Consider the following 25,149-nt stretch of genomic DNA (forward strand, 5'->3'; position numbering starts at 1 on the left):
GTTAGTCGTCCGCCGTCTGTCGTTCGACGCCCTCGATGCCGGGGATCCCCTCGACACCCATCGACGCCAGTTCTCGTTTCAGCCCCTGTTCGTCCTCGACCGTCTGTGACAGCTCCATCGCCTGCGCGAAGTTCTTCACCAGCCCGCAGTTCGGCCCCTCCGGCGTCTCGGAGGGACAGATGCGACCCCACTGGGTCGCGTGGAGGTCCCGCGCCTCGAAGTGCGGCTGCGACCGCGACAGCGGCGAGCGCAGGCGCCGGAGGTGCGAGAGCACGCCCATGTAGTCCGTCCGGTCGACGAGCTGTGAGACGCCCGAGCGGCCGCCGACCCAGTTCCCCGTCGCGATCGGGTGTTCGAGCCGCTCGGTCAGCACGTCCGAGCGGACGACCGTGTTGACCGTGAGCTGCCGGTTCCGCATGTTGGCGCGTTCGAGCTGGTACTTCACGTCGCGCGCCAGCTTGTTCAGCGCGGTGCGGAACAGGTCGCGCATGAGGTCGCCGGAGACCTTCAGGCGCTTGTTCGCGTAGTGGTCCTTGTCGTCGGCCTCCCGGCGGTCCAAGGCGAGCTCGAAGCACGCCTCGGCCATCCGACAGAGGTAGTACGCCTTGTTGATCCGCACGTCCTCCTCGTCGACGCCCTCCTCGTGGAGGTGCGGGAGGAGGTAGCGGTCGATGACGTAGTTCGCCCGCTTGAGCTGGTAGTTCTTGCCCTGGCCGGAGGCGACGCGCTCGCCGAGGGTCTCGATGGCGCCCTCGGTCGTCTGAACGTCGGCCTCCTCTAGGTTCTCCAGCATGAACTTCACGATCTCGGGGTCGTCCGAGACGCGGTGGACGATCTCTTCGTCGGATTCGAGTCCGAGCGCCCGAACGAGCGTCACGAAGTCGATAGAACCGGAGACCGAGGGGAACGAGACCTCGAGCAGTCCTTCGCGGTTGCGCTCGCAGAGCACGAGCGCGCGGTACCCGCGCCGCTGCGAGAACGTCTTCGCGACCTGGATCTCGTCGCCGTACTTCGAGTCGTACTCCGCGAGGATCTTGTTCGGTGCGAGGTCCTCCGAGGTCATCAGCACGCGCTCGGAGCCGTTGACGATGAAGTAGCCGCCGGGGTCGACGGGGTCCTCGCCGATGTCGATGAGCTCGTCGTCGGAGAAGCCGGCCATGTTACACTTGTCCGAGCCGACCATGATCGGCATCCGGCCGACCTTCGTCTCGGTCGTGTCGACGACCTGCTCGGGCTCGTCCTCGCCGCCGCGAACGATGGACATCTCCATGAACACGGGCGCCGAGTAAGTGATGTTACGAAGCCGCGCCTCCTGGGGGTAGAGCAGTTCCTCGGAGCCGTCGGCCTCGCGGACGCGCGGCGTGACCATCCGAACGTCGCCGAGTTCGACATAGACGGGCTCTTGGCCCTCCTTGTCGCCGATGTCGGTCTCGATCGTCTCCTTCTCGTCGACGACCTCCTGCATGCCGCGGTCCAGGAAGTTATTGAACGAGCGGAAGTGGTGCTCGGCGAGCCGTTCGTCTGAGAAATATTCGCGTGAAACCACGCGTCGGTCTTGCCTGTTCATGAGACGACTAGTCGGTACACGACCGCTTCGTCGGTCGTGCGGGAGTTTCGGACGATTTTCACCACGTCACCGACCTCGGCGTCGTCGGGGATCGCGGGATCTGTGCGCTTGATCTTCGGTAAGTCCGTCTTCTTCACGTCGTACTCCGCCAGGACCTCCTCGACGTCCTCGGGGTCGTCGAGGAGCACGTGGTCCGGGACGAGTTCGTGTTGGCTTACGTCTACCATGGGTGCTGGTGGTGGGGAGAAGCTATCACGAGATACTACAGAGACGTATATACGCCAGCGTCATAAGACTTGCCAAGCGCCGCCGTGCGCGGCTCACGGGCCGGGGCGTTCGACACTCCCACGCATGCGGGGTTCACACAAAAGGATACCGGACGGGAGGAGAGAGCCGGCGAAAATCGAGCGCACGCGACCGCTTCGAACGCCCGCGTCGTCAGCGCACCGAGTGACAGATTTCCCTGTCACCGACCCGCACCGTCGTCGGGGATGACAAGCCTTATTTGCCAGACAGGGGTACGAACTGACGCGACAAGCCCGGATGGTGTAGTGGCCCATCATACGACCCTGTCACGGTCGTGACGCGGGTTCAAATCCCGCTCCGGGCGTCCCCACGCTTCGGGGTTAGTCGCTGTTTGCCCGGATGGTGTAGTGGCCCATCATACGACCCTGTCACGGTCGTGACGCGGGTTCAAATCCCGCTCCGGGCGTTTTCGACGGACAACACGACGAGCGAAGCGAGCCGTTCGTCGAAAGCGTTCGCACGGGGATTTGAATCAGGGAGTGGAGCGAGCGAAGCGAGCGGAACGACTGGGGTTCAAATCCCGCTCCGGGCGTTTCTGTCGACGCCGACTGCGAGCGAGGAGCGACAGCGACGTGATGGCGGTGAACGAGTCGAACAGTGCGTTCGCCCGACTTACAAGTCGAGCTCCGCCCGCAGGTCGTCGACGATCGTCTCGGTCTTCTGGTCCGGTTCCTCGTCGGTCGCGACGGGGGTGCGGCCGTCGTACGTCTCGTGAACCATGGAAACGCCCTCGGCGAGCGTGTCGAGGCCGTAGCCGCCTTCGAGAACGTACGCGTCGGCGGCGCCGGCCTCGTCCGCGAGCGTCCGGATGCGGTCGGTCAACAGCGCGTACCCCTCCGAGGAGACGCGCATCCGCGAGATGGGGTCGTGGCGGTGCGCGTCGAACCCCGCAGAGACGAGCAGCAGATCGGGGTCGAACCGCTCGATCGCCGGGGCGACCGCCTCGTCGACGGCGTACAGGTAGTCGGCGTCGCCGGCGCCGGCGGCCAGCGGGAGGTTCACGGTCGTTCCCGTCCCGTCCCCGTCGCCGGTCTCGTCGAGTTCGCCCGTGTCGGGGTAGAGGCCGTCCTCGTGTATCGACGCGTACAGCACGTCGCCGCGCTCGTAGAAGATGTCCTGCGTGCCGTTCCCGTGGTGGACGTCCCAGTCGAAGATCGCGACGCGGTCCGCGAGGTCCCCGTCGAGGGCCGTCTGGGCCGCGACCGCCGCGTTGTTGAAAAAGCAGAACCCCATCGCGTTGTCGGTGACCGCGTGATGGCCCGGCGGGCGGCCGATCGCGAACGGCGTCTGCCGCCCGGTCGAGCCCTCGATGGCCTCGCGGGCCGCCCACTGGGCGAGCCCCGCCGAGGTGAGCGCCGCGTCCCACGTGCCGTCGCTGGCGACGGTGTCGGGGTCCCAACTGCCGCCGCCGTCCGCCACGAACGACTCCAGTTCGTCGACGTAGTCGGGGTCGTGGACCGCCGTGACCGCCGACTTCTCGGCGGCGTCCGCCTCGACGTACTCGACGCCGTGTCGCTTCGTGAGACCGCGACGGATGGCGCGGAGCCGGTCCGGGTTTTCCGGGTGTCGTTCGCCGGTGTCGTGGTCGAGACACCGCTCGCTGTAGCCGAACCGCATCTACTCGAAGAGCGCGAAGTACGTTTCGATGTCCTCGGCCTGTACTGTGCGTCGGTCTGCGTGGCGGGCAAGCGTCGCGGCCGCGCTCGCGACGTTGTTGGCGTAATCCTCCAGGATGTCGGCGAGCGCGATCCGCGCGTCGACACCGACGCGGTAGCTGTCGTCGATCCGAAGCCGAGCGATCCGGTCGATTGGCGCGACCGGTAGCGTGAGGTCCCCGCGGGCCACGACCTGCTCGACGCCGAAGTCGGCCGCCATCAGCGTCTTCCGGCCGTCGTCGGTCGCTCGCTCCGCGGCGGCGACGGCCAGTTCCGCGCCGTGCGATTGGATCCGGCGAGCCAACTCCTCCGCGGCGTCCGCGCTGACGCGGAGTTCCCCCGCGTTCCGCCGGATGATCCCGTCCACCGGCGCGAACGGCAACTCGACACTCATACACACAGACGCGTCCGTGTATCGTATAACGCTTTCCGTTACCCGCATCGCCGCCGGAACCGGCCGGAGAGGAGATCGGTCAGAAGACGTCGTCGGCGTCGATGGTCCCGTCGCGCTCCGGGCCGCGAACGGTTATCTCCTCGCCGAGCCGGAGGCTCGCGTCGGTGTCGACCGTCCTCGTCTGCTGGCCGTCGTCGAGTACGACCGGGTCGCCCGTCTGGACCACGGTGCCGGTGAACTCGACGGCCTCGGTCGACTGCTCCGCCGTCGCGGCCGCGGCACCGCCGCCGTCGCTCTCGTCGCCGCCGGCCTCGCCGGCGACCGCTTCCGCGGCCGCCTTCTTTCCGTCCTCGGCGAAGGCGCCGAGCCCGGTGTCGTTCGCGTCTCGCTCCTCGCTTCCGGCGTCGTCGCCTGAACCCGCCGCCCCGCTCGCGGCGCCGACCGACGCGTCGCTTCCCTCGTCGAGGACGGACACGGTCGACCGCCAGTTCGCGGACGCCTCTAAGTCGTCCTGCCAGCCGTCCTGAATCTCCACGTCAGTGAAGACGACGCGGTCGGCCAGATCGATCTCGCGGTCGGCCTTGTCGCCCCACAGCGCGACGCGGATCTCGCCGGTCTCGTCTTTGATCCGGACGTTCCGGACCTGCCCTTCGCTGCCGTCGTCGCGGTCGAACGTCCGCTTCGGGTCGGTCTCGATGACGCCGCCGCCGATGTCGACGGTCTGGTCGATCTCGAGGTCGGCGATGTCGGTGGTCTCCGGGACGTACTCGACGTCCTCGTCGACGCGTTCGACCGTCCCGCGGTCGCCGACGTGAAGTTCCAAGTCGCCGTCGCGCTCGCGGACGTAGCCGTCGCCGACCTCGACGACCTCGCCGGCCGCGAACTCCTCGGCGAGGTCCGCCTTGGCGTCCCAGAGGGTGACGCGGACGCGACCCGTCTCGTCGCCGAGGGTGAGGTTGGCGACTCGCCCCTCGCTGCCGTCGTCGCGGTCGAACGTCCGGATCGAGTCGGTGTCGAGCACCTGTCCGACGAGGTCGACGTCGGACGCGCCGAGCGTGAGGTCCTCGACGCGGTAGGTGTCGAGCACCTGGACGTCGACCTCGGCGTCCTCGTCGGGCTCGACCTTGTCGGCGCTCACTTCGAGGCCGCTGTACCCCTCTTTGGGGCGACCCATGATCCTGAGCACCTGTCCGACTTCCAGCTGCTCTTCGGCGGCCGTCGCCATCTCGTCCCACAGCGCGACCCGCACCGAGCCGGACGCGTCCGCGACGTCGACGTTACACACGCGCCCCTCGTCGGCCTCTTCGTCGTCGCGCTCGAAGGTCTTGATCTCGCCGATGGCAGTCACCTTGCCGAGGAACTTCACCTCGTTCATCCCGGGCTCGATGTCGGCGATGGTGTCGGCCTGCTCGTCGCGCAGTTCGTGTGCGATGAGCATCGCGGCGGTCTCCTCGTCCGCGAGCCCACCCATCTGCTCGACTTTGTCCTCGACCGCGGCCTCGAACTCCTCGAACTCGACGTCGGTGTCGAGATCCTCGTACACCTCCTCTATAGCTCCCATACGCGTACCCCCGTTGTCGACGAATTCGCGCATAAGCGTTGCCGTTGCCCGGAGGTCGCGCCGGGATCCGAACGGTCCGCGGAGCGACCGACCGGGGGCGCGGTCGCGGCTCGAAGGCGTCTCATAGGCGTTCATGGGTCCCGTCGATACAAAAGGTGTTCATCCTGCGCCGGCGGGTGCGTGCGGACCGCAGGCACGCGGCCGCCGGACCGTAACCGTCTTATGTTCTACCGCGGTACGTGGAGATGAGTCCTGGTAGGGTAGTGGACTATCCTCTTGGCTTGCGGAGCCAGGGACCGGAGTTCAAATCTCCGTCAGGACGTTTCTTTCAGCACAATGCTGTGAGCGTAGCGAGCAGCCGTGCTGAAAGAAACGACGCGGAGATTTGAGCAGGAACGTCGCAGCGGCCGAGCGCAGCGAGGCCGACCGTCGTTCCGAGTTCAAATCTCCGTCAGGACGCTCACTTTGCGGCTGTCTCACTTCGTTCGACGGCCGCTGCGTTCGGTCCTGACGTGCCCTGCGCTCGCTCGTTCGCGGCTTCGCCGCTCACTGTCGAGGGCTCCCTTCGGTCGCCCTCGCACCGCTCGCGTCGGACTCCGTCAGGACTTTTTTGATTACAGTCTCGCGTCGGTTGCGACCGGTGTGTAGGTCCTACGCAACACGTTCAATGGTACTTTGTTCTGCGGTGGCGCGCGCCTGCGAGCGGCCGCCACCGGCGGCCGCGAGGAGCGCGTGCGAGGGAGTCAGTCGCCCGGAGCAACGCGGAGGGCGACTGACGAGGATGGGGAGGTGTGAGGCTGCGGTGCTGTGCGGTCGGGGGGACTCGGAGGGGCAGTCGCGAGGGCGAAGGCGCGCGAAGCAAGGACCGCAAGGAGGGAGCGTCAGCGACCGACTGAGGACCGCAGCGAGCGCACCGAGCCCTCGCGGCTGGGGCTTTGGCGGTGTTCGCCGCGCCATCGTCGGTGATTTCCGAACGGTCCAATTGCGGTCCATCGGCCACGATCTACCCTCCGCAGACGGTCCGGTCGACATAGTTCACGTCTTAATCGTGCGGGTGGAACCGGTCCATCGCGCGGCGGACCGCGTCGCTGGTGCCGATAAACGTCACGTGATCGCCGGTTTCGAGGACGCTGTCCGCGGACGGGACGTGGTTCTCGCCGTCGCGGCTCAAGACGGCGACGAAGCAGCCGTCGGGGATCTCCGCGTTGAGTTCGCGGATGGTCCGCCCCGCGAGTTCCGACGACGTCACCTCGACCTCTTGGACGTCGTGGTTGTCGCCGAGTTCGTTCATCCAGTGGGTGAGCGCCGGGCGTTCGATCTCGTCGTCGATGGCGACCGCGGTCGCCGTCGACGCGTCGATGGCGGTGACGCCGATGCTGTCGAAGGCGTCGATGTTGGCCGGGTCCGTCACCCGCGAGTACACCGACTCGACGTCGAACTTGGTGATCGCGAGCTGACACGCGAGGAGGTTGATGTCGTCGTCGGCCGTCGTGGTGATGAACCGCTTGGCGTCTTCGATGTCCACCTCCCGAAGCGACTCCGTGTCGCTGCCGTCGCCCTCGTAGACGGTGAACCCGTCCGCCCGCGCCCGCTCGACGACGTCCGGATCCGCCTCGAGGATGACGACGTACTCGCCCCTGTTCTCCAGTCGCGTGGCGAGCGCCTGACCGACGCGGCCCCCGCCGATGATTATTGTGCGCATTGGTGACACTCCGAGGAACGCTCCGATCTGTCGCGCGAGCCCCGCCTCGACGATGACCGTCGCGAAGATGACCGCGAACACCGTCCCGACGAGCAGTTCGCCGGCCGCGATGCTACCAGCGAGTTCCAGCTCGATGGCGAACAGCGTCGCCACGCTCGCCGGGATTATCCCACGGGGCCCGACGCTCGCGATGAACAGCCGCTCCGGACGCGTGAACCGCTCGACGCCGACGGTGGCGAGGAACGCCCCGAGCGGCCGGAGGACGAGCATGATGACGGCGACGATCGCGACCACGCCGACCCCGAGGCCGGCGATCGCCTCGACGTCGATCAGCGCGGCGAGCGAGATGAACACGAACGACAAGACGATCGTGGTCGTGTTCTGCGCGAAGCGCTCGATCTCCTCGCGGTTGTCCAGATCGAGGTTCCCGAGGAGGATGCCGCTCGTCGCCGCCGCCGCGATGCCCGCCTCGGCGGCGACCGCCTCGGCGCCCGCGAACGAGCCGATCGCGGCCGCCAGCACGAGGAACTGCGACGCCTGTACGTCGCGTTCGGGGACGAAGTCGCTGTCCAACAGGTAGTAGATGATGATGGTGGCGAGCAGTCCGGCGGCGACTCCGACGCCGAACCGCTGGAGGAACGAGGCCACCGTCGCGGGCACGCCGAGGTCGTCGAGCAGCAGCGTCTCGAAGATGACGACTGCGACGATCGCCGCGGTCACGTCGTTGACGATCCCCTCCGTCTCTAAGGCGGTCGCGACGTGGTCTCGCACCCGGACCACGTTGAGGATCGGGGTGATCACGGTCGGACCGGTCGCCACCAACAGCGCCCCGATCAGGAGCGCGATCTCCCACGTGCCGTCGGTGAACGCGCGGACCGCCGCCGCGGTCCCGACGAACATCACGAGGGCGCTGACGGTCACCAGCCGAAGGGACACCGTGGACGCGCGTCGGATCCGATCGATCCGGAGCGCGAACGCCCCCTCGAAGACGATGATCGCGACGCTGAGTCCGACGATGATCTCCAGCCCCTCCCCGAACGTCTCCAGCGTCACGATCCCCAACAGCTCCGGGCCCAACAGCACGCCGATCGCGAGATAGAAGATGACGCTCGGGACCTGGAGCCGGTGAGCGAGCAGCTGGACGGCGAGCCCAGACACGAGTATCGCCGCGATCACCGGGAGGAGGCTACTGGACACGTCTGCTACCGATACGCACTCTACCCTCTTAGTGTACGGGTAGAAAAGGCAAAGCGAGGGGGACAGCTCCGCGACTCGGCGGGCAGAGGCACGGCCAGTCTCCGTTCGTGGCCGCGTTCTATCCGTGGTCGCGTTCGGCTCGTGGCCGCGTTCTATCCGCGGTCGCGCCCGTCGAACTCGTCACTTATCAGTCGCCGTCACCGACCGAGAGGCGTGACCGATCGCGACCGCAGTGATCGCGACGACCGAAGCGACGGTGACTCCGAGGGGGGCGCGCACGCGCCCGATCCGGCCGCGCTCGCCGCCGGTGCCGCGCTGTTCAACGAGGGGCACCCGCTCGCGGCGCGCGACGTCTGGGAGACGGCGGGCCAGTCGCTCGACGGGACCGACGCGGAGCGACTGCTCCGTGGACTGGCCGCGACCGCGGCGGCGACGTACCGTGCGGCCGACGGTGCGGACGGCGACGCCGACGAGGCGGCCGAGTACGCGAAGACCGCCGTCGCCTCGCTGGAGGGCGTTTCCGACTCGCACGGAGTGCGGCTGGCGCCCGTCCGAGAGTGGGTGGATCGCCTAGCCACGGCTCCCGAGAACGCGGCCGAAGGACAGAAGCCCCGGATCGACGTCGACGGCGAACCCCCGCGTTTCGACGGGCTGTCGCTCGACGCGGCGGGGGTCGCGGCGCCGGCGCTGGCGAGGGCGGGCGAGCCCGGTGACGCGGCGACGCTCGCGGCCGCGGCGGAGTTCGCGGCGGCGGAGCGAGGGACCGGTCGGAGTCGGTTCGCCGAACTCCTGTTCGCGTACCTTCGCACGCCCGAGACCCGGCCGCAGGTGGCCGCGCGGCTCGGCGATCACGTCGCGATCGAGGAGCGGAAGCGGCGCGACGTCGACGACCTGTTCTAGCCGAGCGGATCGGACATCGGGCCGGCAGGCGTCGAGCCGGACTGGTGTCGATGCGGACGGGCGTCGATTCGGACGGGCGTCGATTCGGACAGGCGTCGATTCGGACGGGCGTCGAGCCGATCAGGCGCCGTCGCTCGGCGCGTCGGGGTCGGTGGGAAAGTTCGGTTCGGCGGGCGTGTCGTCCGTCGTCACGTCGGGGTCGTCGACGTACTCCCCGTCGGTATCGGAGTCGCCGTCGTCCTTGGGTTTCCCCTCGAAGGTGTAGTCCGCGGAGTTGTCGGCGGGGTCGTAGCCGAGCGCCTCGCGCGCCCGTTCGAGCGAGTAGTACCGTCGGTCGTTGTTCGAGATGCCGTAGACGACCTCGTAGTCGTAGTCGGCCCGGAGGCAGCGGTCGAACAGGTGCGCGCAGTCGCGGTGGGATAGCCACATCGCCTGGCCGCGCTCGTACTCGCGGGGCGGGTGATCGCGAGTGAGGTTGCCGATGCGGACGCAGACGACGCTCATCCCGAACTCGTCGTGGTAGAAGCGCCCGAGGGACTCGCCGGCCGCCTTCGAGACGCCGTAGAGGTTTCCCGGCCGCGGGAGCTCGGTGCCGTCGAGCCGGTAGTCGTCGTCCGGGCGGTACAGGTCGGGAGTGCGGTCCTCCGTCTCGTAGCCGCCGACGGCGTGGTTCGAGGAGGCGAACGCGAACCGCTCGACGCCGGCCTCGGCGGCGGCGCGCATCACGACCTGCGCCCCGTCGATGTTGTTCCGGAGGACGGAGTCCCACGGCGCCGTCTTCCGGGGGTCGCCGGCGAGGTGGATCACCGCGCCGACGTCGGCGACCGCCTCGCGGACGGCGCGCTCGTCGGTGATGTCGGCGACGTACCGGTCGGCGTCGGTGACCCCGGCGGGCACCTTCGCGGCCGGGAGGGGTTCCCGGTCGAGGAGCCGCCACTCGTAGTCGTCGCCGATGCCGCGGAGGATGGCCTGTCCCACCCGTCCGCCGGCGCCCGTCAACAGGACCGGCTCGTCCATTCGACTGTACGTGGGCGAGAGAACGGCATATATGACACGGTTCGGCCGGGTACGCCCCGATCCGCCCCAAAATCGGGGGCGGCGAGGGTTACAGCTTCTGACGCGAGACCTTCACGCCGGTGGGCGTGACGATGATCTGGTCGTCGCCCTTCTGGACGATGTCGCCGTCGACCTCCTGGACGACCTGGCGGAGCTCGTCGTAGACGTGTTCTATCGTTCGGTCCGACGTGGAGTGCCGGGTGATGTCGGCGATGACGAAGTCGCCGTCGTAGACGGCGTCTTTGATCGGGATGATGTCGCTCTGGTCGCCGATCTCGGCGAAGTGTACCTGAACGCCCGTCTCCGCGTGCGCGTCGGCGAAGTCGTCCGTGTCGAGCTCGACGTAGTCGTCGACGGAGCGGCTCCCGCCCCCGCCGAGGATCTTGCTCATGATGCCCATACACACCACACGACGAGGTCAGACATTAGTTCTTACGTCAGACGCACTCACTCCAGCCGGTCCTGCCACTCCTGAACGCGGGAGAGCAGTTCCACCGGGGTCGTCTCGGCGACGTCGACGCCGGAGAGTTCCTCGATCACCGCCCGCGTCTCCGGGTCGAGTCGCGCCCCGGCCTCCGAGCCGGCGGCGGCGCCCGACTCCGAATCTGCCGGGGCGGCCCGGGACTCCGGCTCGGCCGCGGTCCCGCCGCGGTTCGGGGTCGCGGGCGACTCGCCGTCGGAACGACTCCCTTCTCCGCCCGCGAACGACCCGGACGAGAGGTCGAACACGACCTGCTGAGTGCCGCGGTCGCCGTCCGCGCCCGCCGCGCCGCCGGTTCCGCCGCCGCGCGATCCGCCCCGGGCCTCGATCGCCTTCTCCTCGCGGAGCCGGTCGAGGACCTCGTCGGCGCGGGAGACCACGGGGTCGGGGACGCCCGCGAGGTCGGCGACGTGGACGCCGTACGATCGATTCGTCGGGCCGTCCCGAACGGTTCGGAGGAACGTCACCTCGCCGTCGCGCTCGTCGACGGCGACGTGAACGTTCGCCACGCGCGGCAGGTGGTCCGCAAGCGTCGTCAGCTCGTGGTAGTGGGTCGCGAAGAGGGTCCGGGCGCGCACCTCGTTGTGGAGGTACTCGGTCGCCGCCCACGCGATGGAGATGCCGTCGTAGGTGGCGGTGCCGCGGCCGACCTCGTCTAAGATGACCAGCGAGTCCTCGGTCGCTGAGTGGAGGATGTTCGACAGCTCCTGCATCTCGACCATGAACGTCGACCGGCCCTGCGCAAGTTCGTCGAGCGCACCGACGCGGGTGTAGATGCCGTCGACGAGCCCGACCTCGGCGGCGCGCGCGGGGACGAACGAGCCGGCCTGCGCGAGCAGCTGGATCAGCGCGGCCTGGCGCATGTACGTCGATTTCCCGCTCATGTTCGGGCCGGTGACGATCAGGAAGCCGCGGTCCTCGTCGAGCCGGAGGTCGTTCGGCACGAAGTCGGTCGTGCCCTCGACGACGGGGTGTCTCCCGGCCTCCACGTCGAGCCTGCGCTCGTCGGTGAGGGTCGGGCGCGTCCAGTCGTTGCGGGCGGCGTGGGTCGCGAGCGAGGCGAGCGCGTCGAGTTCGGCGACCGCCCGCCCGGCGTCCTGGAGCAGTTCGGCGCGCTCGGCGACCCGCTCGCGGAGCTCCTCGAACAGCTCGTACTCCAGTTCGCCGCGGGCCTCCTCCAGTCGGAGGACCTCCCGCTCCTTCTCCGTCAGTTCGTCGGTGACGAACCGCTTGGAGTTCTTCAGCGTCTTGATCTCGCGGTAGCCCTCGGGCACCTGGTCGGCGACCGACTTGCCGACCTGGATGTAGTAGCCGTCCGTCTTGTTGCGGTCGACCGTGACGTGGCTGAGCCCGTGGGCGCGCTTCTCGCGCTCGGCGAGCCCGTCGAGCCACGACTTCACGGACTCGTGGCGCTCGATCAGCTCGTCGAGCTCCGCGTCGTACCCCCGCTTGAGCAGCCCGCCGCCGGTCTTCGCCTTCGGCGGGTCCTCGGCGAGCGCGTCGGCGAGTTCGGCGCGGAGGTCGGCCGCGCGCTCGCGGTCGACGCCGCCGAGCACGGCGGCCGCGGGCGAGTCGGCGAGCGGCGTGCCCTCGACGGCGTCCGCGAGCGCCGGGAGCAGCGCGAGCGTGTCCTGAACCGAGAGGAGCTCTCGCGCACCCGCGCTCCCGCTCGTCGTCCGCGCCGCGAGCCGTTCGAGGTCGTACGCGTCACCGAGGATCTCGCGGATCCGATCGCGCGCGAGCGCCGCCGACGCGAGCGCCTCGACCGCGTCGTGGCGGGCCGTGAGCGCCTCGCGGTCGCGGCGCGGGCGCGTGAGCCACTCGCGGAGCAGCCGGCCGCCGGCGGCCGTGACGGTGTGGTCGACGGTGTCGAACAGCGAGCCGTCGGCGTCGCCCCGCATCGTCTCGGTGATCTCGAGGTTGCGCTGCGTCGTCGCGTCGACGGCGACGCGGTCGGTGTCTCGGTAGGCGGTGAGGCGGGTCATCGACGCCAACACGCCCGCGCCGGTCTCCTCGACGTACGAGAGGACCGCGCCCGCGGCGCGGACGGCGAGCGCCGAGTCGAGCCCCACGCTGTCGGTCGTCTCGCGGCCGAACTGCTCGCGGACCGCGTGACGGGCGCGGCCGGCCGCGAACGCCTCCGCGTCGAACGCCGTCACGCGCCCCGAGAGGTCCTCGCGGACCGCTCCGAGGAGGGCGTCGTCGTTGCGGACGGCGGGGCCGGGGAGCACCTCCGCCGGGTCGAACCGGTAGAGTTCGGCGCGCAGGTCGCCCCCGTCGTCGACGGTCGTGGCGAGGAAGCGCCCGGTGGTCACGTCGGCGAACGCGACCCCGTAGGGGCCGTCGGCGTCGGAATCTGTGCCTTCCTCGCTGACCACGGCGGCGAGGTAGCGCGCGTCGTCGTCGCTCGTTTCGAGGACGGTCCCCGGCGTGACGACGCGGACGATTTCGCGGGCGTGGTCGCCGGCGTCGGTCTCGTACTGGTCGGCGACCGCGACCCGGTAGCCGCGCTCGACCAAGGCGTTCACGTACGGCGTCAGCTCCGAGAGCGGCACGCCCGCCATCGGGTACGACGAGCCGTGGGAGGACTTCTGCGAGACCGACAGATCGAGCTCGTCGGCGACCAGCTCGGCGTCGTCCGCGAAGAACTCGTAGAAGTCGCCGCACTGCATCGCGAGGACGTCCGCGTCCGTCTCCGCCTTGAGATCGAGGAACTCCCCGACGATCCCCGTTGCCATATGTCCGTACACCGGCCACCGGCGCGTAAAACCCTGCGGGTGTCGGACCGAGCCGACGCTATCCGACCCGGTTGCGACGCGTCACCGTTCGATGGACCAGCCCGGAGACGCCGAACACCAGCGCGAACAGCGCCGCGTACGCGTACCCGGAGACCGCGTCGAACGGAACGGTCCCGGCCCAGGCCGCCGCCGCCAGCAGTCCGCAGACGACCGCGAGCCCGACGTAGTACTCGCTCCAGAGGATCTCGTTCTCGGAGACGACCTCGAGGTACACGTCCAGTTGCCGGCTCTCGTCGGTGAGCGAGACGATCCCGCGGTCGGACTCGTAGTCGATGAACCCGCTCGACGCCAGCTTCGGGAGATGCGACTGGTGAAGGGCGGTGTAGACGCGTTTGCGCTGTTTGTACGTCACCTCGGGGATCTCGAGGTCGTTCTCCCACGCCGCCAGCTGCTCGGCGATGTCCCTGACGCGGGCGTCGTCGCCGTTCCGTTTCAGGTACGTGATCACGTTCCGCCGACGTCGGTTGCTCAGCGCGGTGAACACTTCGTCGCGAGACGGCCCCTCCTCGTCCGGTACCCGCGAGGGCGTCTTGAGTTGAAGCGTCATGGGGACCTCATGTGAGTAATCAATACGTTAATTGACACCGATGAACATATCATTTTCTATAATTTTTAACGAGATGCGTTCGGCGTGATATACCGGAATTCGCGCTCTCCGGGGGCCGGGGAGCGTCCACCGGGAGATCTCCGCGACCGGTTACCGGGCGGTAGGACCTCCATACATACGATCGTTCGGCGCGAACTACCGGCCATGTCTACGTCACACGACACCAAGGCGTCGGACCTGCCGGCGGAACGCGCCGGCCGCCGACCGCTGGACCGCCTCCGCCGACCCGAGTACACCGGCGCGAACCGCTGTCTGCCCTGTACGACCGTCAACGTCGCCGTCGCCGCCGGCGCGGCGCTCGCCGCGGGCAGACTGGTCGGCCCGGGCTTCGGCGCGGGGGTCTCCCTCGTCTCGCTCGCCGCGATCTGGCTCCGGGGCTACCTGATCCCGGGCACGCCCGAACTCACGAAGCGGTACCTCCCGGAACGCGTCCTCGCGCTGTTCGGCAAGGCGCCCGACGGGACGGGCCGGGGCGGGCGTCCGGCGGGCGACGTCGACCCGGAGGCGTACCTCCTCGACGCCGGTATCCTCGTCGAGGATCCGGCCGGCGACGACTTCGCGTTCGCGGCCGACTTCGCCGCGGCGTGGCGTGCGGCGGTACACCGCGACGGCAGCGCGCCCGACGGCGACGCGAGCGCGGGCGCGGAAGACGACATCGAGGCGCTCGCGGGGCTCACCGGCCTCGACCGCGACGCGCTGTCGATCGACTGGCGCGGGGGCGTGGGGTTCGCGTACGCCGACGACGAGCTGATCGGCAGCTGGGAGTCCCGCGCGGCGTTCCGGGCGGACGCGGCGGCCGACCGCGTGCTGACGGCGACGCGGAGCGACTGGCCGGACCTCCCGCTCGCGGACCGGAGCGCGACGCTCGGCGCGCTTCGGCTGTTCGTCGCGGAGTGCCCGAGCTGCGAGGGCGACGTGGGGCTCGAAGAGCGCGTCGTCGAGTCCTGCTGTTCCAGCTACGACGTCGTCGCCGGCCGCTGTGCGGGCTGTGACGAGCGGCTGTTCGAACTTCGGCTGCCCGATTCGCTCGCGGCTGCCGCCGAATAGGCGGGACCGGCGGCTCGGACGGGAGAGCGGAGTGCGACTGAAAAGACGTCTTTTTCGACCCGAGTCACCGCGGCCGCAGCTGTCGCAGCACCGAGAAGCGGTTGACCCACAGCTGAACGGCGCTCGCGGCGGCGAAGGCGCCGAGCGCGAGGCTGGTCCAGAGGACCGGGTCGACGGCCGAGACAAGCGGAACGTCGAGGAGCGCGGCGAGCACGACGAGCAGCGACGCCACCGCGAGCGCGCGGTAGATTTCCGACCACGTCGCGCCTCCGGGCGCCAGTACCTCCGTGTACAGGCCGAGGTCGCGCGCACGGCGTGAGAGTTCGATGGTCCGTGACCCGCGGTCGTAGGTGACGACGCCCGCGGCCTCCAGTTTCGGGAGGTGCGTCTGGACCAGCGAGGTGTAGACGCTCTCGCGAGAGCGCTTCGGCGGCGGGCTCTCGCCCGTTTCGTGGCGAGCGACGAGCGTGGAGAGCTCGTTGACCGAGACCGTGCCACCGGTCAAGCGGAGCTGTTCGATCGCGTGCCGTCGGCGCTCGTTGGCGAGGATCGCGTACACCTGTTCGGCCGGAAGCACGTCGTTGCGGAGTTTCATGGAATAGGATCCGGGCGGCCGCGCTCGGCGGCGCCCAAGTTCTGTCCCCCACTGCGTCAGACGGGAGTATATGTATGGGCTCGCTACCCCGATGGCCCGCCGATCGAGCCGCGAAAGTACGCGGTCCCTGTCGGATTCGGCCCGACAAGTACGGTCTTCGTGCCGCCTCCGGAGGCGGTGGTACGGGGCTCATACCGGCCCTAACGCCCGGAGTAGGGTCGCCGGACCGCCGGTCGAACTGAGCCTTTGACCCGCGGCGTGAGACGTTCTATCGCGTGGAATCGGCCGTTCGACGGTGACGTGGGAGCGCGTAACTACGTCGGTATCTCTCGGAGGGGGAAGTAACCGATTCGGTCAGCCTAGCGCGGACGGGGGGCGGGTCGGGGGAGAAACCATGAGCCAGGATACAAACGACACAATCGGACTCTCGCGGCGCAAGATGCTCGCCGGCCTCGGTGCCGTCGGCGTCGCGTCCGCGGGCGCGGGACTCGGTACCACGGCGTACTTCAACGACACCGAGTCGTTCGAGGGCAACACCCTCACCGCGGGCGAGCTGGACCTGAAGCTGGACTACAAGTCGACGTACCTCGGCGGCCCCGGCCGCCTGGACGACATTCGGGCGATGGGATACGGCCCGAATGACAATTTCTTAGCGCAGGACCTCGGCGACGGGCAGTACCTGATCGGACAGGCGCCCGCGCCTGCGGCCCTACAGGAGTGGGAGGACCTCGTCCAGGGCGAGGAGTTCCCGTTCTGTTCGCCCGAAGCTGATGAGCACCTCGTCAACGGCAGCGGGATCCCGGTGTTCACGCTCGACGACGTGAAGCCCGGCGACTCCGGCGAAGTCACCATCAGCATTCACATCTGTGACAACCCCGCGTTCCTCTACCTCTCGGGCGAGCTGACCGAGAACGCGGAGAACGGGCAGAGCGAGCCCGAGATGGAAGACGAGGGCGAGGACACCGACGGCATCGGCGAGCTCGCCGACGCCATCGAGGTCTGCGTCTGGTACGACGAGGACTGCGACAACGTGTACGAGCCCACGGGGACGGGCCAGCAGCAGGAGCTGGAGGTCGCGCTGGTTAGCGACGTCTCCGGCTCGATGAGCCAGGAGATCGGTGACCTACAGACCGCCGCGAAGGACTTCGTGGACAACCTTTCGAACCCCGACGAGGCGGCGGCCATCTCGTTCTCGAACGGCGCGAGCCTCGACCAGGGACTCACGACGAACTACCAAGCGGTCAAGGACGCCATCGACCAGTACACCGCGGGCGGCGGAACGGACATGGGCCAGGGGATCACCACCGGCTCCACCGAACTCCTGTCCGGCGCGAACGCGACGGCCGGCGCATCGAAGGTGATGATCGTCCTCACCGACGGCCAGCCGTCCAGCACCAGCGCCGCGACGAGCGCCGCGACAGCGGCGAAGGACGCGGGCATCCGCATCTTCACCATCGCACTCGGCGCGGGCGCCGCGACGTCCTTCCTCGAGAACAACATCGCGACCAGTCCCGACGACGCGTTCATCGCGCCCGACCCGGCCGACCTCGACACCGTCTACGCCGAGATCGCGCAGATCGTCCTCGCGGGCGAACAGAAGATCCTCGAAGGGTCGATGGCGGAGGTCTTCGCGGAACTGGCCGAGGGCGTCGCGCTCGACGGTAACCGCCAAGAGGAGGGTCGCCAGCCGTACCCCGGCGCGACCACCCAGTGCATCGGCTTCGAGTGGACGCTCCCGGCGGAGGTCGGCAACGAGATCCAGACCGACTCGGTCATGTTCGACATCGGCCTCTACGCCGAGCAGTCGCGGCACAACGACGACCCGCAGGTGACGTTCAACGGGACGGAGGCGAACAGCACCAGCGTGTAACGCCGCGGAGCAACGCAGTCACTCCGGACGACGAGACACGTCCGGTTCCCGGTTCGGCGCCTTCGGGCGGCCGACGCGGCGGCTCGCGACCGCCGCCGGGAGTTCCCTTCGGGGATGATACACAATGAACGACGACACAATCGGACTATCGCGGCGCAAGATGCTGGTGGGACTCGGTGCGGTCGGCGTGGCTTCCGCGGGCGCGGGACTGGGAACGACGGCGTACTTCAACGACACCGAGACGTTCGAGAACAACACGCTGACGGCGGGCTCGCTCGACCTGTTCGTCGACTACGAGGCCTCGTACGACAGCGACGGCGCGGTACAGAACATGGCGGACATGGCGAGCGGCACGCAGGACGGCGAGCCCGCCGGGATGTTCTACGACCTCGACGACGTCAAGCCCGGCGACTCCGGCGAGGTGAAGTTCTGCTTCCGTATCGTGGACAACCCCTCGTACATGTGGGCGTGCGGTGACCTCTCGCAGGCGGAGAACGGCATCAACGAACCCGAGTCGGCCGTCGACGACACGCCCGACCTCGGCGAGCTCGGCGACTCGATCGTTGCGAGTCTCGCCTACTGTGACGAGGACGGCGAACCGCTCGCGGACGGGGAGATCGTCTCCGGCTCGCTCGTCGACGTCATCGCGGCAATCTCCAGCGGCGCGGCCCTCGACGGCGACGGGACGGCCGGCCTCGTTCCCGGCGAGCAGGCGGAGTACGCCGACGTGGTCGAGCCCGACGAGGGCGAGGCGTTCATCACCGGCCCCTGTGTGTGCCTCTCGTGGGAAATCCCGACGAGCGTCGGCAACGAGATCCAGTCGGACTCGCTGACGATGAACTTCGAGTTCCACGCGGTCCAGTCGCGCCACAACGACGGCACGGCAAACCCGTGCGTCCCGTCTATCACGACCCGGACCGGCGAGGGCTTCGCCAAGCAGCAGGAGTTCGCTACCGAGCAGGAGACCTCCTTCGCTCGCGGGCGTTTCGGTGACAACGGCCCCTCGGGCGCGTGGGAAGTCGCGGTCGGCCCCGACGTCGGCAGCGCTGACCTCGCGAACTACGTCTGGACGCCCGGGGACACCGTTCCGTTCAGCTACTCGTACGACGGGAGCGGCAACGCCTCGTTCACCCTCGACGGCGTGACCGTCGCGAGCGGGATCCCCGCCCCGAGCGGGAAGCTGGCCATCACGACGAAGGCCGACGAGGCGACCGTTTCGGTCGCGAACCTCGCGCTCGACCTCGACGGTACCGCGGTCACCCTCAGCGGTCCCGACGCGGTCTCGGCGACGAACGACGGCTCCGGCCGCGAGGTCACCTACCTCGCGTTCGACACCGACGCGGCGGACGTCGCGAACGCGTTCGCGATCACCGGCGACGTGACCGTCGACGTACAGGGCGACTACTCCGGCAGCGACGAGGGCGTCGCGTTCGACATCAGCGTCGAGTAATCGCTCTCGGCGCTCGCGCGCCGACGGTGACCACTCCCACACTGGCGTTCGACGGTTCGACTCCGTCGGTGGGACTCCCCTCGGGGATTCACAATCATGACAGACAGCAAGAAATTCGACACGATCGGACTGTCGCGGCGCAAGATGCTGGCGGGCCTCGGCGCGATCGGCGTGGCCTCCGCGGGCGCGGGCCTCGGCACCACGGCGTACTTCAACGACACCGAGTCGTTCGAGGACAACACGCTCACCGCCGGGAACCTCGACCTGCTCGTCGACTGGCAACAGACCTACGACTTCGGCGAGGGCCGTCAGTTCGTCAGCGCGCACCCCGACCACGACGGCGACGGCGAGCAGTCGGTCGAGATCGACGGCGACGTGTTCAGCTACAGCGACTTCCCGGACGAGACCGACGAGGACAGCAACGGGGCGAACCTCCCGGTGCTGACCTGCGACAACATCCCGCCGCTCTCGGAGGCGGACTTCGGGACGGACCCCGTCACGGGCGAGGAGATGGAGACGCTCGTCCGGCTCACCGACGTGAAGCCCGGCGACTCCGGCGAGATCACCTTCTCGCTGCACCTCTGTGACAACCCCGGGTACATCTGGATGCAGGCGGGCAACGTCTCCGAGGACGGCGGCGCCGGCACCGAGCCCGAGCTGCTCGTCGACCCGGACAACGTGGGCGACCTCGGCGACGCCATCGAGGCGCGGCTCTGGTACGACGAGGACTGCGACAACGTCTACGACCCGGCGGAGCCGGTCGACATCATGCTGACGCTCGACTTCTCGGGCTCGATGCTGTACGACCAGTACGGCGGCGTGGTCAGTAACGACGACATCGCGATCAACGGGACCACCTACACCGAGACGACGAAGATCGACCTCGTCGAGCTCGGCACCCGGCAGTTCATCGACTTCCTACAGAACGCGAACGCGGACGTACAGGTCGGCGTCGCGTACTTCGACGGCGAGAAGAGCGTCGACAGCGAGCCCCGGACCGGCGTCTTACAGGCGCTGACCAGCGACCTCTCGGTCGTCGACGGCGCGCTCGACGGCCTCCGTCAAAAGCTCGCGAACGTCGTGAGCGGCGGCGCGAGCTCGACCCCGACCGACGGCGACGGCGACGCCAACCCGTTCTCGAACGCGAGCAGCATCGCGACCGGCACGTACATCGGCGAGGGCGTCGACGACGCCCAGGCCGAACTCGACGCGAACGGTCGCCCGAGCGCGGCGAAGCAGAACATCGTCCTCTCCGACGGCGAGTCGTTCAACGGGACTGGCACCACCCAGTTCTCCTCGCCCACCGACGCGGCCGACGACGCCCGCGCGGCGTCGCCGAGCCCGGCGACCGACGTCTACACGATCAACGTGGACGGCAGCGCCAGCACCCTGCTGGCGATGGCCGGCCCCGCCGGCGGGGCGGGCGGCGACCTGCTGTTCTTCAACGACCTCGACGACCCGCTGAACATCCCGACGGTGTTCGGCAATCTCGCGGCGCAGACGACGCAAGAGAAGATCATCATGGAGGACACGCTCGCGAACGTCCTCGCCGAGCTCGCCGACGGGGACGGGATCCCGCTCGACGGCAACCGCGCGACGCTGTACGACGAGCTCGCGGACCCGGCGGACGACGCGGACCGCGACGCGTTCCGCGGCGACGGCGTGATGCACTGCGTCGCGCTCGAGTGGGAGCTGCCCCTCGAGGTGGGCAACGAGATCCAGGGCGACACGCTCGCCTTCGATCTGGGCTTCTACACCGAGCAGGCGCGTCACAACGACGGCGCCGGGACGTCGACGCCGGCCTGATCCGGCGTTCCGATCCCACCGCGGCGTCGACGGGCGAGGCCGATCGGCGGCGAGGCCGGATCGAGCGACCAACGGTGAGGTACGGTGTCCGTACCGTCGGGTACGGCCACCGGGCCGGCCGGGTATGACGCGCATACATACCACTACGGCGACGGTAGAGGTGGTGAGACGAGGGACGATATCGACGACACGGCCGTTCGGAGCCGCGACGACACACAATGATACAAAAGGAATCGAAACTCACGCGGCGGCAGGCACTCGCGGGACTCGGAGCCGTCGGCTTCGCGGCCCTCGGGGCGGGCTCCGGACGGCCGACGGGAACGGACGGCTGGGGCGAGTACTCGGAGTACACGTACGCCCAGTCGGACACGCCCTGGAACCTAGTAGTCGGCTGGCGGCGCACGGAGAACGGCGCGGTCGTGGATTCGAGCCCGACCGACGCCGTCGACGACGTCGGGGCCGGGATCCGGCTCGTCGACGTCGAGAACGCGCTGCCCGGTGACTACGGGACCGCGAGCGTCGGGCTGCGGCTCGACGACCCCGCGGGGACCGCCCCGGACGGCGTCCGCGTGTGGCTGCGCATCGCGCCCAGCTTCGACGGCTCCGACGCCGCGAGCGCCGCGCTCGCCGAGCGCATTAGCCTCGACGTGCGGTACGACACGGGCGTGCTCGGGATCGGCGGATGCGGCGGCGCCGAGGGCGACTTCGCCGAGTACGGCGAGTCGATCGGCGCCGGCAGCCTCGCGTCGTTCGACGGATCCGCGCTCGCGGCGGGGGTCGAACTCAACCCCGGGCTCTTCGACGACGGCTGCCTCCTCCCGGGAGAGCGGCGCTGTCTCACCTTCGACTGGGCGTTCGACGCCGAGGGGGGCAACGCCGGACAGGGCGGCGCAGTCGAGTTCGACGTGGCGTTCGCCGCCGACGACTGCGGCGCCGAGGGGAACCCGTTCGCGATGGGCGCCTCGACGGAGACCAACGGGGTCGGAGGGAGCGCATGAGCCCCGGAGACGACGTCGGACGGCGCCCGAGCGGCCTGAGCCGCCGCCGGCTGCTCGCCGGGATCGGCGGCGTCGGCGCCGTCGGAATGGCGAGCGGCCTCGGCACCGGCGCGTACCTCTCGGACCGGGAGACGTTCCCCGGCAACGCCTTCGGCGCCGGCGAGGTGGGCCTGACGGTGGACGGCGACCCCACGGACGGGACCGTCACCGTCGGCCCGCTCGCGGTCGACCGGACGACGTTCGACGAGCGCCCCGCCCCCGAGCGGTTCGAGGTGGGGGCGTCGGAGAACCCGGTGCGGGTGTGGCTCGCGACGGAGTGCCCGGACGGCGATCGGCTGGGGAACGCCCTCAAACTCGAGGTCGTCGTCGACGGCGAGTCGGTGACTGACGGCTACCGCCCCCTCGCGGAGGTCGAGCGCGACCTCGCGACCGGCGTGCGGATCGACGCCGGCTGCCTCGACTCGGACGGCGGCCCGATCGTCGTCGAGGTCGCCCCGTACCTCCCGGCGGACTCGCCCGACGTTGGCGGAGAGACAACGGACCTGACGTTCCGGCTGTACGCCGAGCAGTGCCGCCACGTCTCGGAGGAGCAGGCGAACGCGCCGGGGGCGAACCCCTTCGCGGAGGTCCTCTGCGGGGAGCCAGCGGTGGACTGCCCCGAGTGCGTCGAGTTCGGCAAGGCCGAATTCGGTGGGTCGACCGCACCGGGCGACGTCCTCCCGCTGGAGATGATCCTCGACGGCGCGGGGCCGCACGAGATCGAGGTCACCGAGGTCGAGACGAAGGACGGCGGCGAGGTCGTCGGCGTCGCGTTCGCGCTCCGGGACGCCGACGGGAACCCGGGACCGGACATGTGTGCCGTTGCGGTCAAGGGCGGACCGGACCGCGACCCCGAGGGCGTCGATATCGCCCCGGTGGCTCCGGAGACGGGAGCGGTCGTGTTCGCGCCGCCGAACCCCACCAACGGCAAGCGGTACGGGGTCAGCAACGTCACCGTCAGCGTCTGCGCCGGCGACGGCGAGCGCGGCGACGACCTCGCTGACGCCGCGAACGACAGCGGTGCCGCGAACGACAGCAGTGCCGCGAACGACAGCAGTGCCGCGGACGACAGCGGCGGCGGCTCCGGCCGAAAAGGGAACGGGAAACCGGAGGAGTCCGACGGCGGGTCCGCGAACGCCGACGGTCGAAGCGAGGGCAGCGGAAGCGGCGGCACGGAGGCGAACTGATGACCAATATACTCACATCACCACGGACGAAACGCGCGGCGAACGTACTCGGGATCGTCCTGCTGATCGCGCTCGTCGCGCCGTTCGCGGTGTACGCGGCCCCAGAGGTCGTCGGCGCCGACGAGAGCTTCGTCGTGCTCACGGCGAGCATGACGCCCGCCATCGCGCCTGGCGACGTCGTGATCGTCGCCGATCGCGATCCGACCGCGATCGCGGAGGGCGACGTGATCACGTTCATGCGAGGCACCAGCGACGTGCCGGTGACACACCGCGTGATCGACGTGGTCGGCGAGGGTGGCACCCTCGCGTTCGAGACGATGGGCGACGCCAACGAGGGGCCGGATCCGGGGTTCGTCCCCGCAGGCAACCTCGTCGGCGTCGTGGCGCTGACGATCCCGTGGATCGGGTACGTGATCCAGTTCGCGGGCACGCAGGCCGGGTTCGTCGCGCTCGTCTTGCTCCCCTTCGGTCTGCTCGCGGTCACCGAGGTCTGGTCGATCGTCCGCGGTCGCGACGAGCCCGAGGAACGCCCGACGACGACGGTCGACCCGACCGGCGAGTCGGCCGACGACGAGGCCAGCGGGCCGACGGCGGTCGGTGCGGCCGAGGCCGATCCGGCCGCAGTCGGCGCCGCCACGGAGGGCGCCGGGGGCGTCTCGGTCGACGCGGTCGGCGGCGCGGCGGCGGTGCTCGTCGTCTTCGCTCCGTACGCGGCGTACGTCGCGTTCGAGCTCCGGAGCGCCGCCGCGATCGCGGTGGCGGTGGCGACCGCGACGCTCCTGTTCGGCGCGCTCGCGATGTGGGTGCCGGCGAGCGGCGTGCTCGACCGGAGCGGACGGAGCGCCGCGGCGGAGTCGGAGAGAGACGCGTCGGAAACGGCCGCCGACGGCGGGGTTTCCGAGAGCGAACGGGACGTCGACGAGGGCGAGCCGAAAGCCGGTGAGGGCGACGCGGACGTCGACGAGACGGACTCGGCGGCCGTCGCGACGGACGAAGCGCGCGTGGAACCGGACGAGTCGGCACCGGTACGGACGCCGACGGCACGCCCCGACGCCGCCGGAGAGGTGGACTGATGCCAGCGAACCGCGGGCTCGTCGCGCTCGTCGCGCTGGCCGTGTTGGTGTGGAGCGTCGCGTTCGCCGGCGGGGCCACGGTCGCGGTCCTCTCGGCGAGCGTCGACGTGACGACGACGTTCGAGACGCCGGACGAACTGCGCGATGTGAACGAGTCGATCGGGAGCGGGTTCGCCGTGGCGACCGTGCCCGTCGAGAACGGGACGACCGCCGCGGGAGAGAACGGAACGTCGTCAGCGGCGAACGGGACGGAGACCGGCGAGAACACCACGGCGCCGCCCGTGGACGAAAACGCCTCGGCTCCGACGGACCAGAACGCCTCGGCTCCGACGGACCAGAACGCCTCGGCTCCGACGGACCAGAACGCCTCGGCTCCGACGGACCAGAACGCCTCGGCTCCGACGGACCAGAACGCCTCGGCTCCGACGGACCAGAACGCCACGGCGCCGGCGGCGAACGACACCGAGACGGACGAAAACGAACCGACGCCGACCGGTCCGACGGGAGACCAGCCGAGTTCGTCGGATGACGAGACGGCGACGAACGAGTCGGCCCCGGCGGAGAACGCGACCGCCGAGGGCTCGACCGCGGACGACGCGAACCGCGTCGACGCGGCCGGCGTTCGGCACCCTCTGGACCCGTCGCAGTCCGCTGACGGAGCGTGAGCGTGGCCTCGCCGAGTCGCCCGCGGGAGCGGCTTCGGAAGCGCGGCACGCGGTTCGGCGCGCGGTACGCAGCGCCCGGGGCGAAACTCACCGCGCTGTTGGTGCTCGTCGCGCTGCTTCTCCTCGTGTTCCTCGCCAGCCTCGTTCGGATGCTCGGGTGAACTCGCCGACCGCGCGGCCGAGACGCGGTTCTCA

General features: G+C 69.4%; 21 protein-coding genes and 3 tRNA genes. 13 read left to right on the forward strand and 11 right to left on the reverse strand.

Annotated elements, in window-relative coordinates:
- Position 1: 1 nt before the first annotated feature.
- Both ABDZ89_RS12755 and ABDZ89_RS12760 read right to left on the reverse strand, forming a co-directional pair.
- Positions 2-1,567, reverse strand: coding sequence for a DNA-directed RNA polymerase subunit B'' (locus ABDZ89_RS12755; RefSeq protein WP_343779676.1), 1,566 nt, complete (start codon positions 1,565-1,567; stop codon positions 2-4).
- The gene (locus tag ABDZ89_RS12760; protein WP_343779678.1) at positions 1,564-1,794 is read right to left on the reverse strand and encodes a DNA-directed RNA polymerase subunit H; all 231 of its coding nucleotides are present in this window, start codon (positions 1,792-1,794) and stop codon (positions 1,564-1,566) included. The genes ABDZ89_RS12755 and ABDZ89_RS12760 overlap by 4 nt, the downstream gene beginning before the upstream one ends.
- 310 nt (positions 1,795-2,104) lie before the next feature.
- Here ABDZ89_RS12760 and ABDZ89_RS12765 point away from each other — a divergent pair.
- Both ABDZ89_RS12765 and ABDZ89_RS12770 read left to right on the forward strand, forming a co-directional pair.
- Positions 2,105-2,177, forward strand: a tRNA-Asp gene (locus ABDZ89_RS12765).
- Positions 2,178-2,206: 29 nt separating this feature from the next.
- Positions 2,207-2,279: transfer RNA gene (locus ABDZ89_RS12770), tRNA-Asp, on the forward strand.
- 206 nt (positions 2,280-2,485) lie between these two features.
- Here ABDZ89_RS12770 and ABDZ89_RS12775 read toward each other — a convergent pair.
- The 3 genes from ABDZ89_RS12775 to ABDZ89_RS12785 form a co-directional block, all read right to left on the reverse strand.
- Positions 2,486-3,490 carry a histone deacetylase family protein gene (locus ABDZ89_RS12775; RefSeq protein ID WP_343779679.1) on the reverse strand — a complete coding sequence of 335 codons (1,005 nt, stop codon included), beginning with the start codon at positions 3,488-3,490 and terminating at the stop codon, positions 2,486-2,488.
- Positions 3,491-3,922: a histone family protein gene (locus ABDZ89_RS12780; RefSeq protein WP_343779680.1), complete on the reverse strand. Its 432-nt coding sequence runs from the start codon at positions 3,920-3,922 to the stop codon at positions 3,491-3,493.
- A gap of 79 nt (positions 3,923-4,001) precedes the next feature.
- Positions 4,002-5,483, reverse strand: coding sequence for a single-stranded DNA binding protein (locus ABDZ89_RS12785; protein ID WP_343779681.1), 1,482 nt, complete (start codon positions 5,481-5,483; stop codon positions 4,002-4,004).
- Between the two features lie 249 nt (positions 5,484-5,732).
- Between ABDZ89_RS12785 and ABDZ89_RS12790 the strand changes: the two genes are divergently transcribed.
- Positions 5,733-5,805: transfer RNA gene (locus ABDZ89_RS12790), tRNA-Arg, on the forward strand.
- A gap of 720 nt (positions 5,806-6,525) precedes the next feature.
- On the opposite strand, the gene ABDZ89_RS12795 is transcribed toward ABDZ89_RS12790, so the two are convergent.
- On the reverse strand, positions 6,526-8,361 hold the full coding sequence (locus ABDZ89_RS12795) for a cation:proton antiporter domain-containing protein (protein WP_343779856.1): 1,836 nt from the start codon (positions 8,359-8,361) through the stop codon (positions 6,526-6,528).
- A 234-nt stretch (positions 8,362-8,595) separates the two neighbouring features.
- Between ABDZ89_RS12795 and ABDZ89_RS12800 the strand changes: the two genes are divergently transcribed.
- Complete coding sequence (locus ABDZ89_RS12800) at positions 8,596-9,282, forward strand: hypothetical protein (RefSeq protein WP_371152796.1); 687 nt, start codon at positions 8,596-8,598, stop codon at positions 9,280-9,282.
- A gap of 120 nt (positions 9,283-9,402) precedes the next feature.
- Here ABDZ89_RS12800 and azf read toward each other — a convergent pair whose 3' ends face one another.
- The 4 genes from azf to ABDZ89_RS12820 form a co-directional block, all read right to left on the reverse strand.
- Positions 9,403-10,299: an NAD-dependent glucose-6-phosphate dehydrogenase Azf gene (gene azf, locus ABDZ89_RS12805; protein WP_343779683.1), complete on the reverse strand. Its 897-nt coding sequence runs from the start codon at positions 10,297-10,299 to the stop codon at positions 9,403-9,405.
- Positions 10,300-10,387: 88 nt separating this feature from the next.
- Positions 10,388-10,738, reverse strand: a complete 351-nt coding sequence (locus ABDZ89_RS12810) for a cell division protein SepF (protein WP_343779685.1) — start codon at positions 10,736-10,738, stop codon at positions 10,388-10,390.
- A gap of 47 nt (positions 10,739-10,785) precedes the next feature.
- A complete protein-coding gene (gene mutS / locus ABDZ89_RS12815; RefSeq protein ID WP_343779687.1) occupies positions 10,786-13,557 on the reverse strand; it encodes a DNA mismatch repair protein MutS in 2,772 nt (923 codons plus the stop codon).
- 58 nt (positions 13,558-13,615) lie between these two features.
- A complete protein-coding gene (locus ABDZ89_RS12820) occupies positions 13,616-14,164 on the reverse strand; it encodes a DUF7344 domain-containing protein (RefSeq protein ID WP_343779689.1) in 549 nt (182 codons plus the stop codon).
- 204 nt (positions 14,165-14,368) lie between these two features.
- On the opposite strand from ABDZ89_RS12820, the gene ABDZ89_RS12825 reads away from it, so the two are divergent.
- The gene (locus ABDZ89_RS12825) at positions 14,369-15,271 is read left to right on the forward strand and encodes a DUF8054 domain-containing protein (protein WP_343779690.1); all 903 of its coding nucleotides are present in this window, start codon (positions 14,369-14,371) and stop codon (positions 15,269-15,271) included.
- 64 nt (positions 15,272-15,335) lie between these two features.
- Here the strand turns inward: ABDZ89_RS12825 and ABDZ89_RS12830 are convergent, their stop codons facing one another.
- Positions 15,336-15,866 carry a DUF7344 domain-containing protein gene (locus tag ABDZ89_RS12830; protein ID WP_343779692.1) on the reverse strand — a complete coding sequence of 177 codons (531 nt, stop codon included), beginning with the start codon at positions 15,864-15,866 and terminating at the stop codon, positions 15,336-15,338.
- A 394-nt stretch (positions 15,867-16,260) separates the two neighbouring features.
- Between ABDZ89_RS12830 and ABDZ89_RS12835 the strand changes: the two genes are divergently transcribed.
- The 8 genes from ABDZ89_RS12835 (at position 16,261) to ABDZ89_RS12870 (ending at position 25,115) form a co-directional block, all read left to right on the forward strand.
- Positions 16,261-17,736: a vWA domain-containing protein gene (locus ABDZ89_RS12835; protein WP_343779694.1), complete on the forward strand. Its 1,476-nt coding sequence runs from the start codon at positions 16,261-16,263 to the stop codon at positions 17,734-17,736.
- A 124-nt stretch (positions 17,737-17,860) separates the two neighbouring features.
- Positions 17,861-19,186: a choice-of-anchor W domain-containing protein gene (locus tag ABDZ89_RS12840; RefSeq protein WP_343779696.1), complete on the forward strand. Its 1,326-nt coding sequence runs from the start codon at positions 17,861-17,863 to the stop codon at positions 19,184-19,186.
- A 96-nt stretch (positions 19,187-19,282) separates the two neighbouring features.
- Positions 19,283-20,992, forward strand: coding sequence for a SipW-dependent-type signal peptide-containing protein (locus tag ABDZ89_RS12845; RefSeq protein ID WP_343779698.1), 1,710 nt, complete (start codon positions 19,283-19,285; stop codon positions 20,990-20,992).
- 218 nt (positions 20,993-21,210) lie between these two features.
- Positions 21,211-21,990: a hypothetical protein gene (locus ABDZ89_RS12850; RefSeq protein ID WP_343779702.1), complete on the forward strand. Its 780-nt coding sequence runs from the start codon at positions 21,211-21,213 to the stop codon at positions 21,988-21,990.
- Positions 21,987-23,216 carry a SipW-dependent-type signal peptide-containing protein gene (locus ABDZ89_RS12855; RefSeq protein ID WP_343779705.1) on the forward strand — a complete coding sequence of 410 codons (1,230 nt, stop codon included), beginning with the start codon at positions 21,987-21,989 and terminating at the stop codon, positions 23,214-23,216. Before ABDZ89_RS12850 ends, ABDZ89_RS12855 begins: the two co-directional genes overlap by 4 nt.
- Positions 23,216-24,289, forward strand: a complete 1,074-nt coding sequence (locus ABDZ89_RS12860) for a signal peptidase I (RefSeq protein ID WP_343779708.1) — start codon at positions 23,216-23,218, stop codon at positions 24,287-24,289. The genes ABDZ89_RS12855 and ABDZ89_RS12860 overlap by 1 nt, the downstream gene beginning before the upstream one ends.
- On the forward strand, positions 24,289-24,954 hold the full coding sequence (locus ABDZ89_RS12865) for a RodZ family helix-turn-helix domain-containing protein (RefSeq protein WP_343779710.1): 666 nt from the start codon (positions 24,289-24,291) through the stop codon (positions 24,952-24,954). The genes ABDZ89_RS12860 and ABDZ89_RS12865 overlap by 1 nt, the downstream gene beginning before the upstream one ends.
- The gene (locus ABDZ89_RS12870) at positions 24,951-25,115 is read left to right on the forward strand and encodes a hypothetical protein (protein WP_343779713.1); all 165 of its coding nucleotides are present in this window, start codon (positions 24,951-24,953) and stop codon (positions 25,113-25,115) included. Before ABDZ89_RS12865 ends, ABDZ89_RS12870 begins: the two co-directional genes overlap by 4 nt.
- Positions 25,116-25,149 lie beyond the last annotated feature (34 nt).

This window comes from Halorubrum ejinorense (assembly GCF_039522565.1).
Lineage (GTDB): Archaea > Halobacteriota > Halobacteria > Halobacteriales > Haloferacaceae > Halorubrum > Halorubrum ejinorense.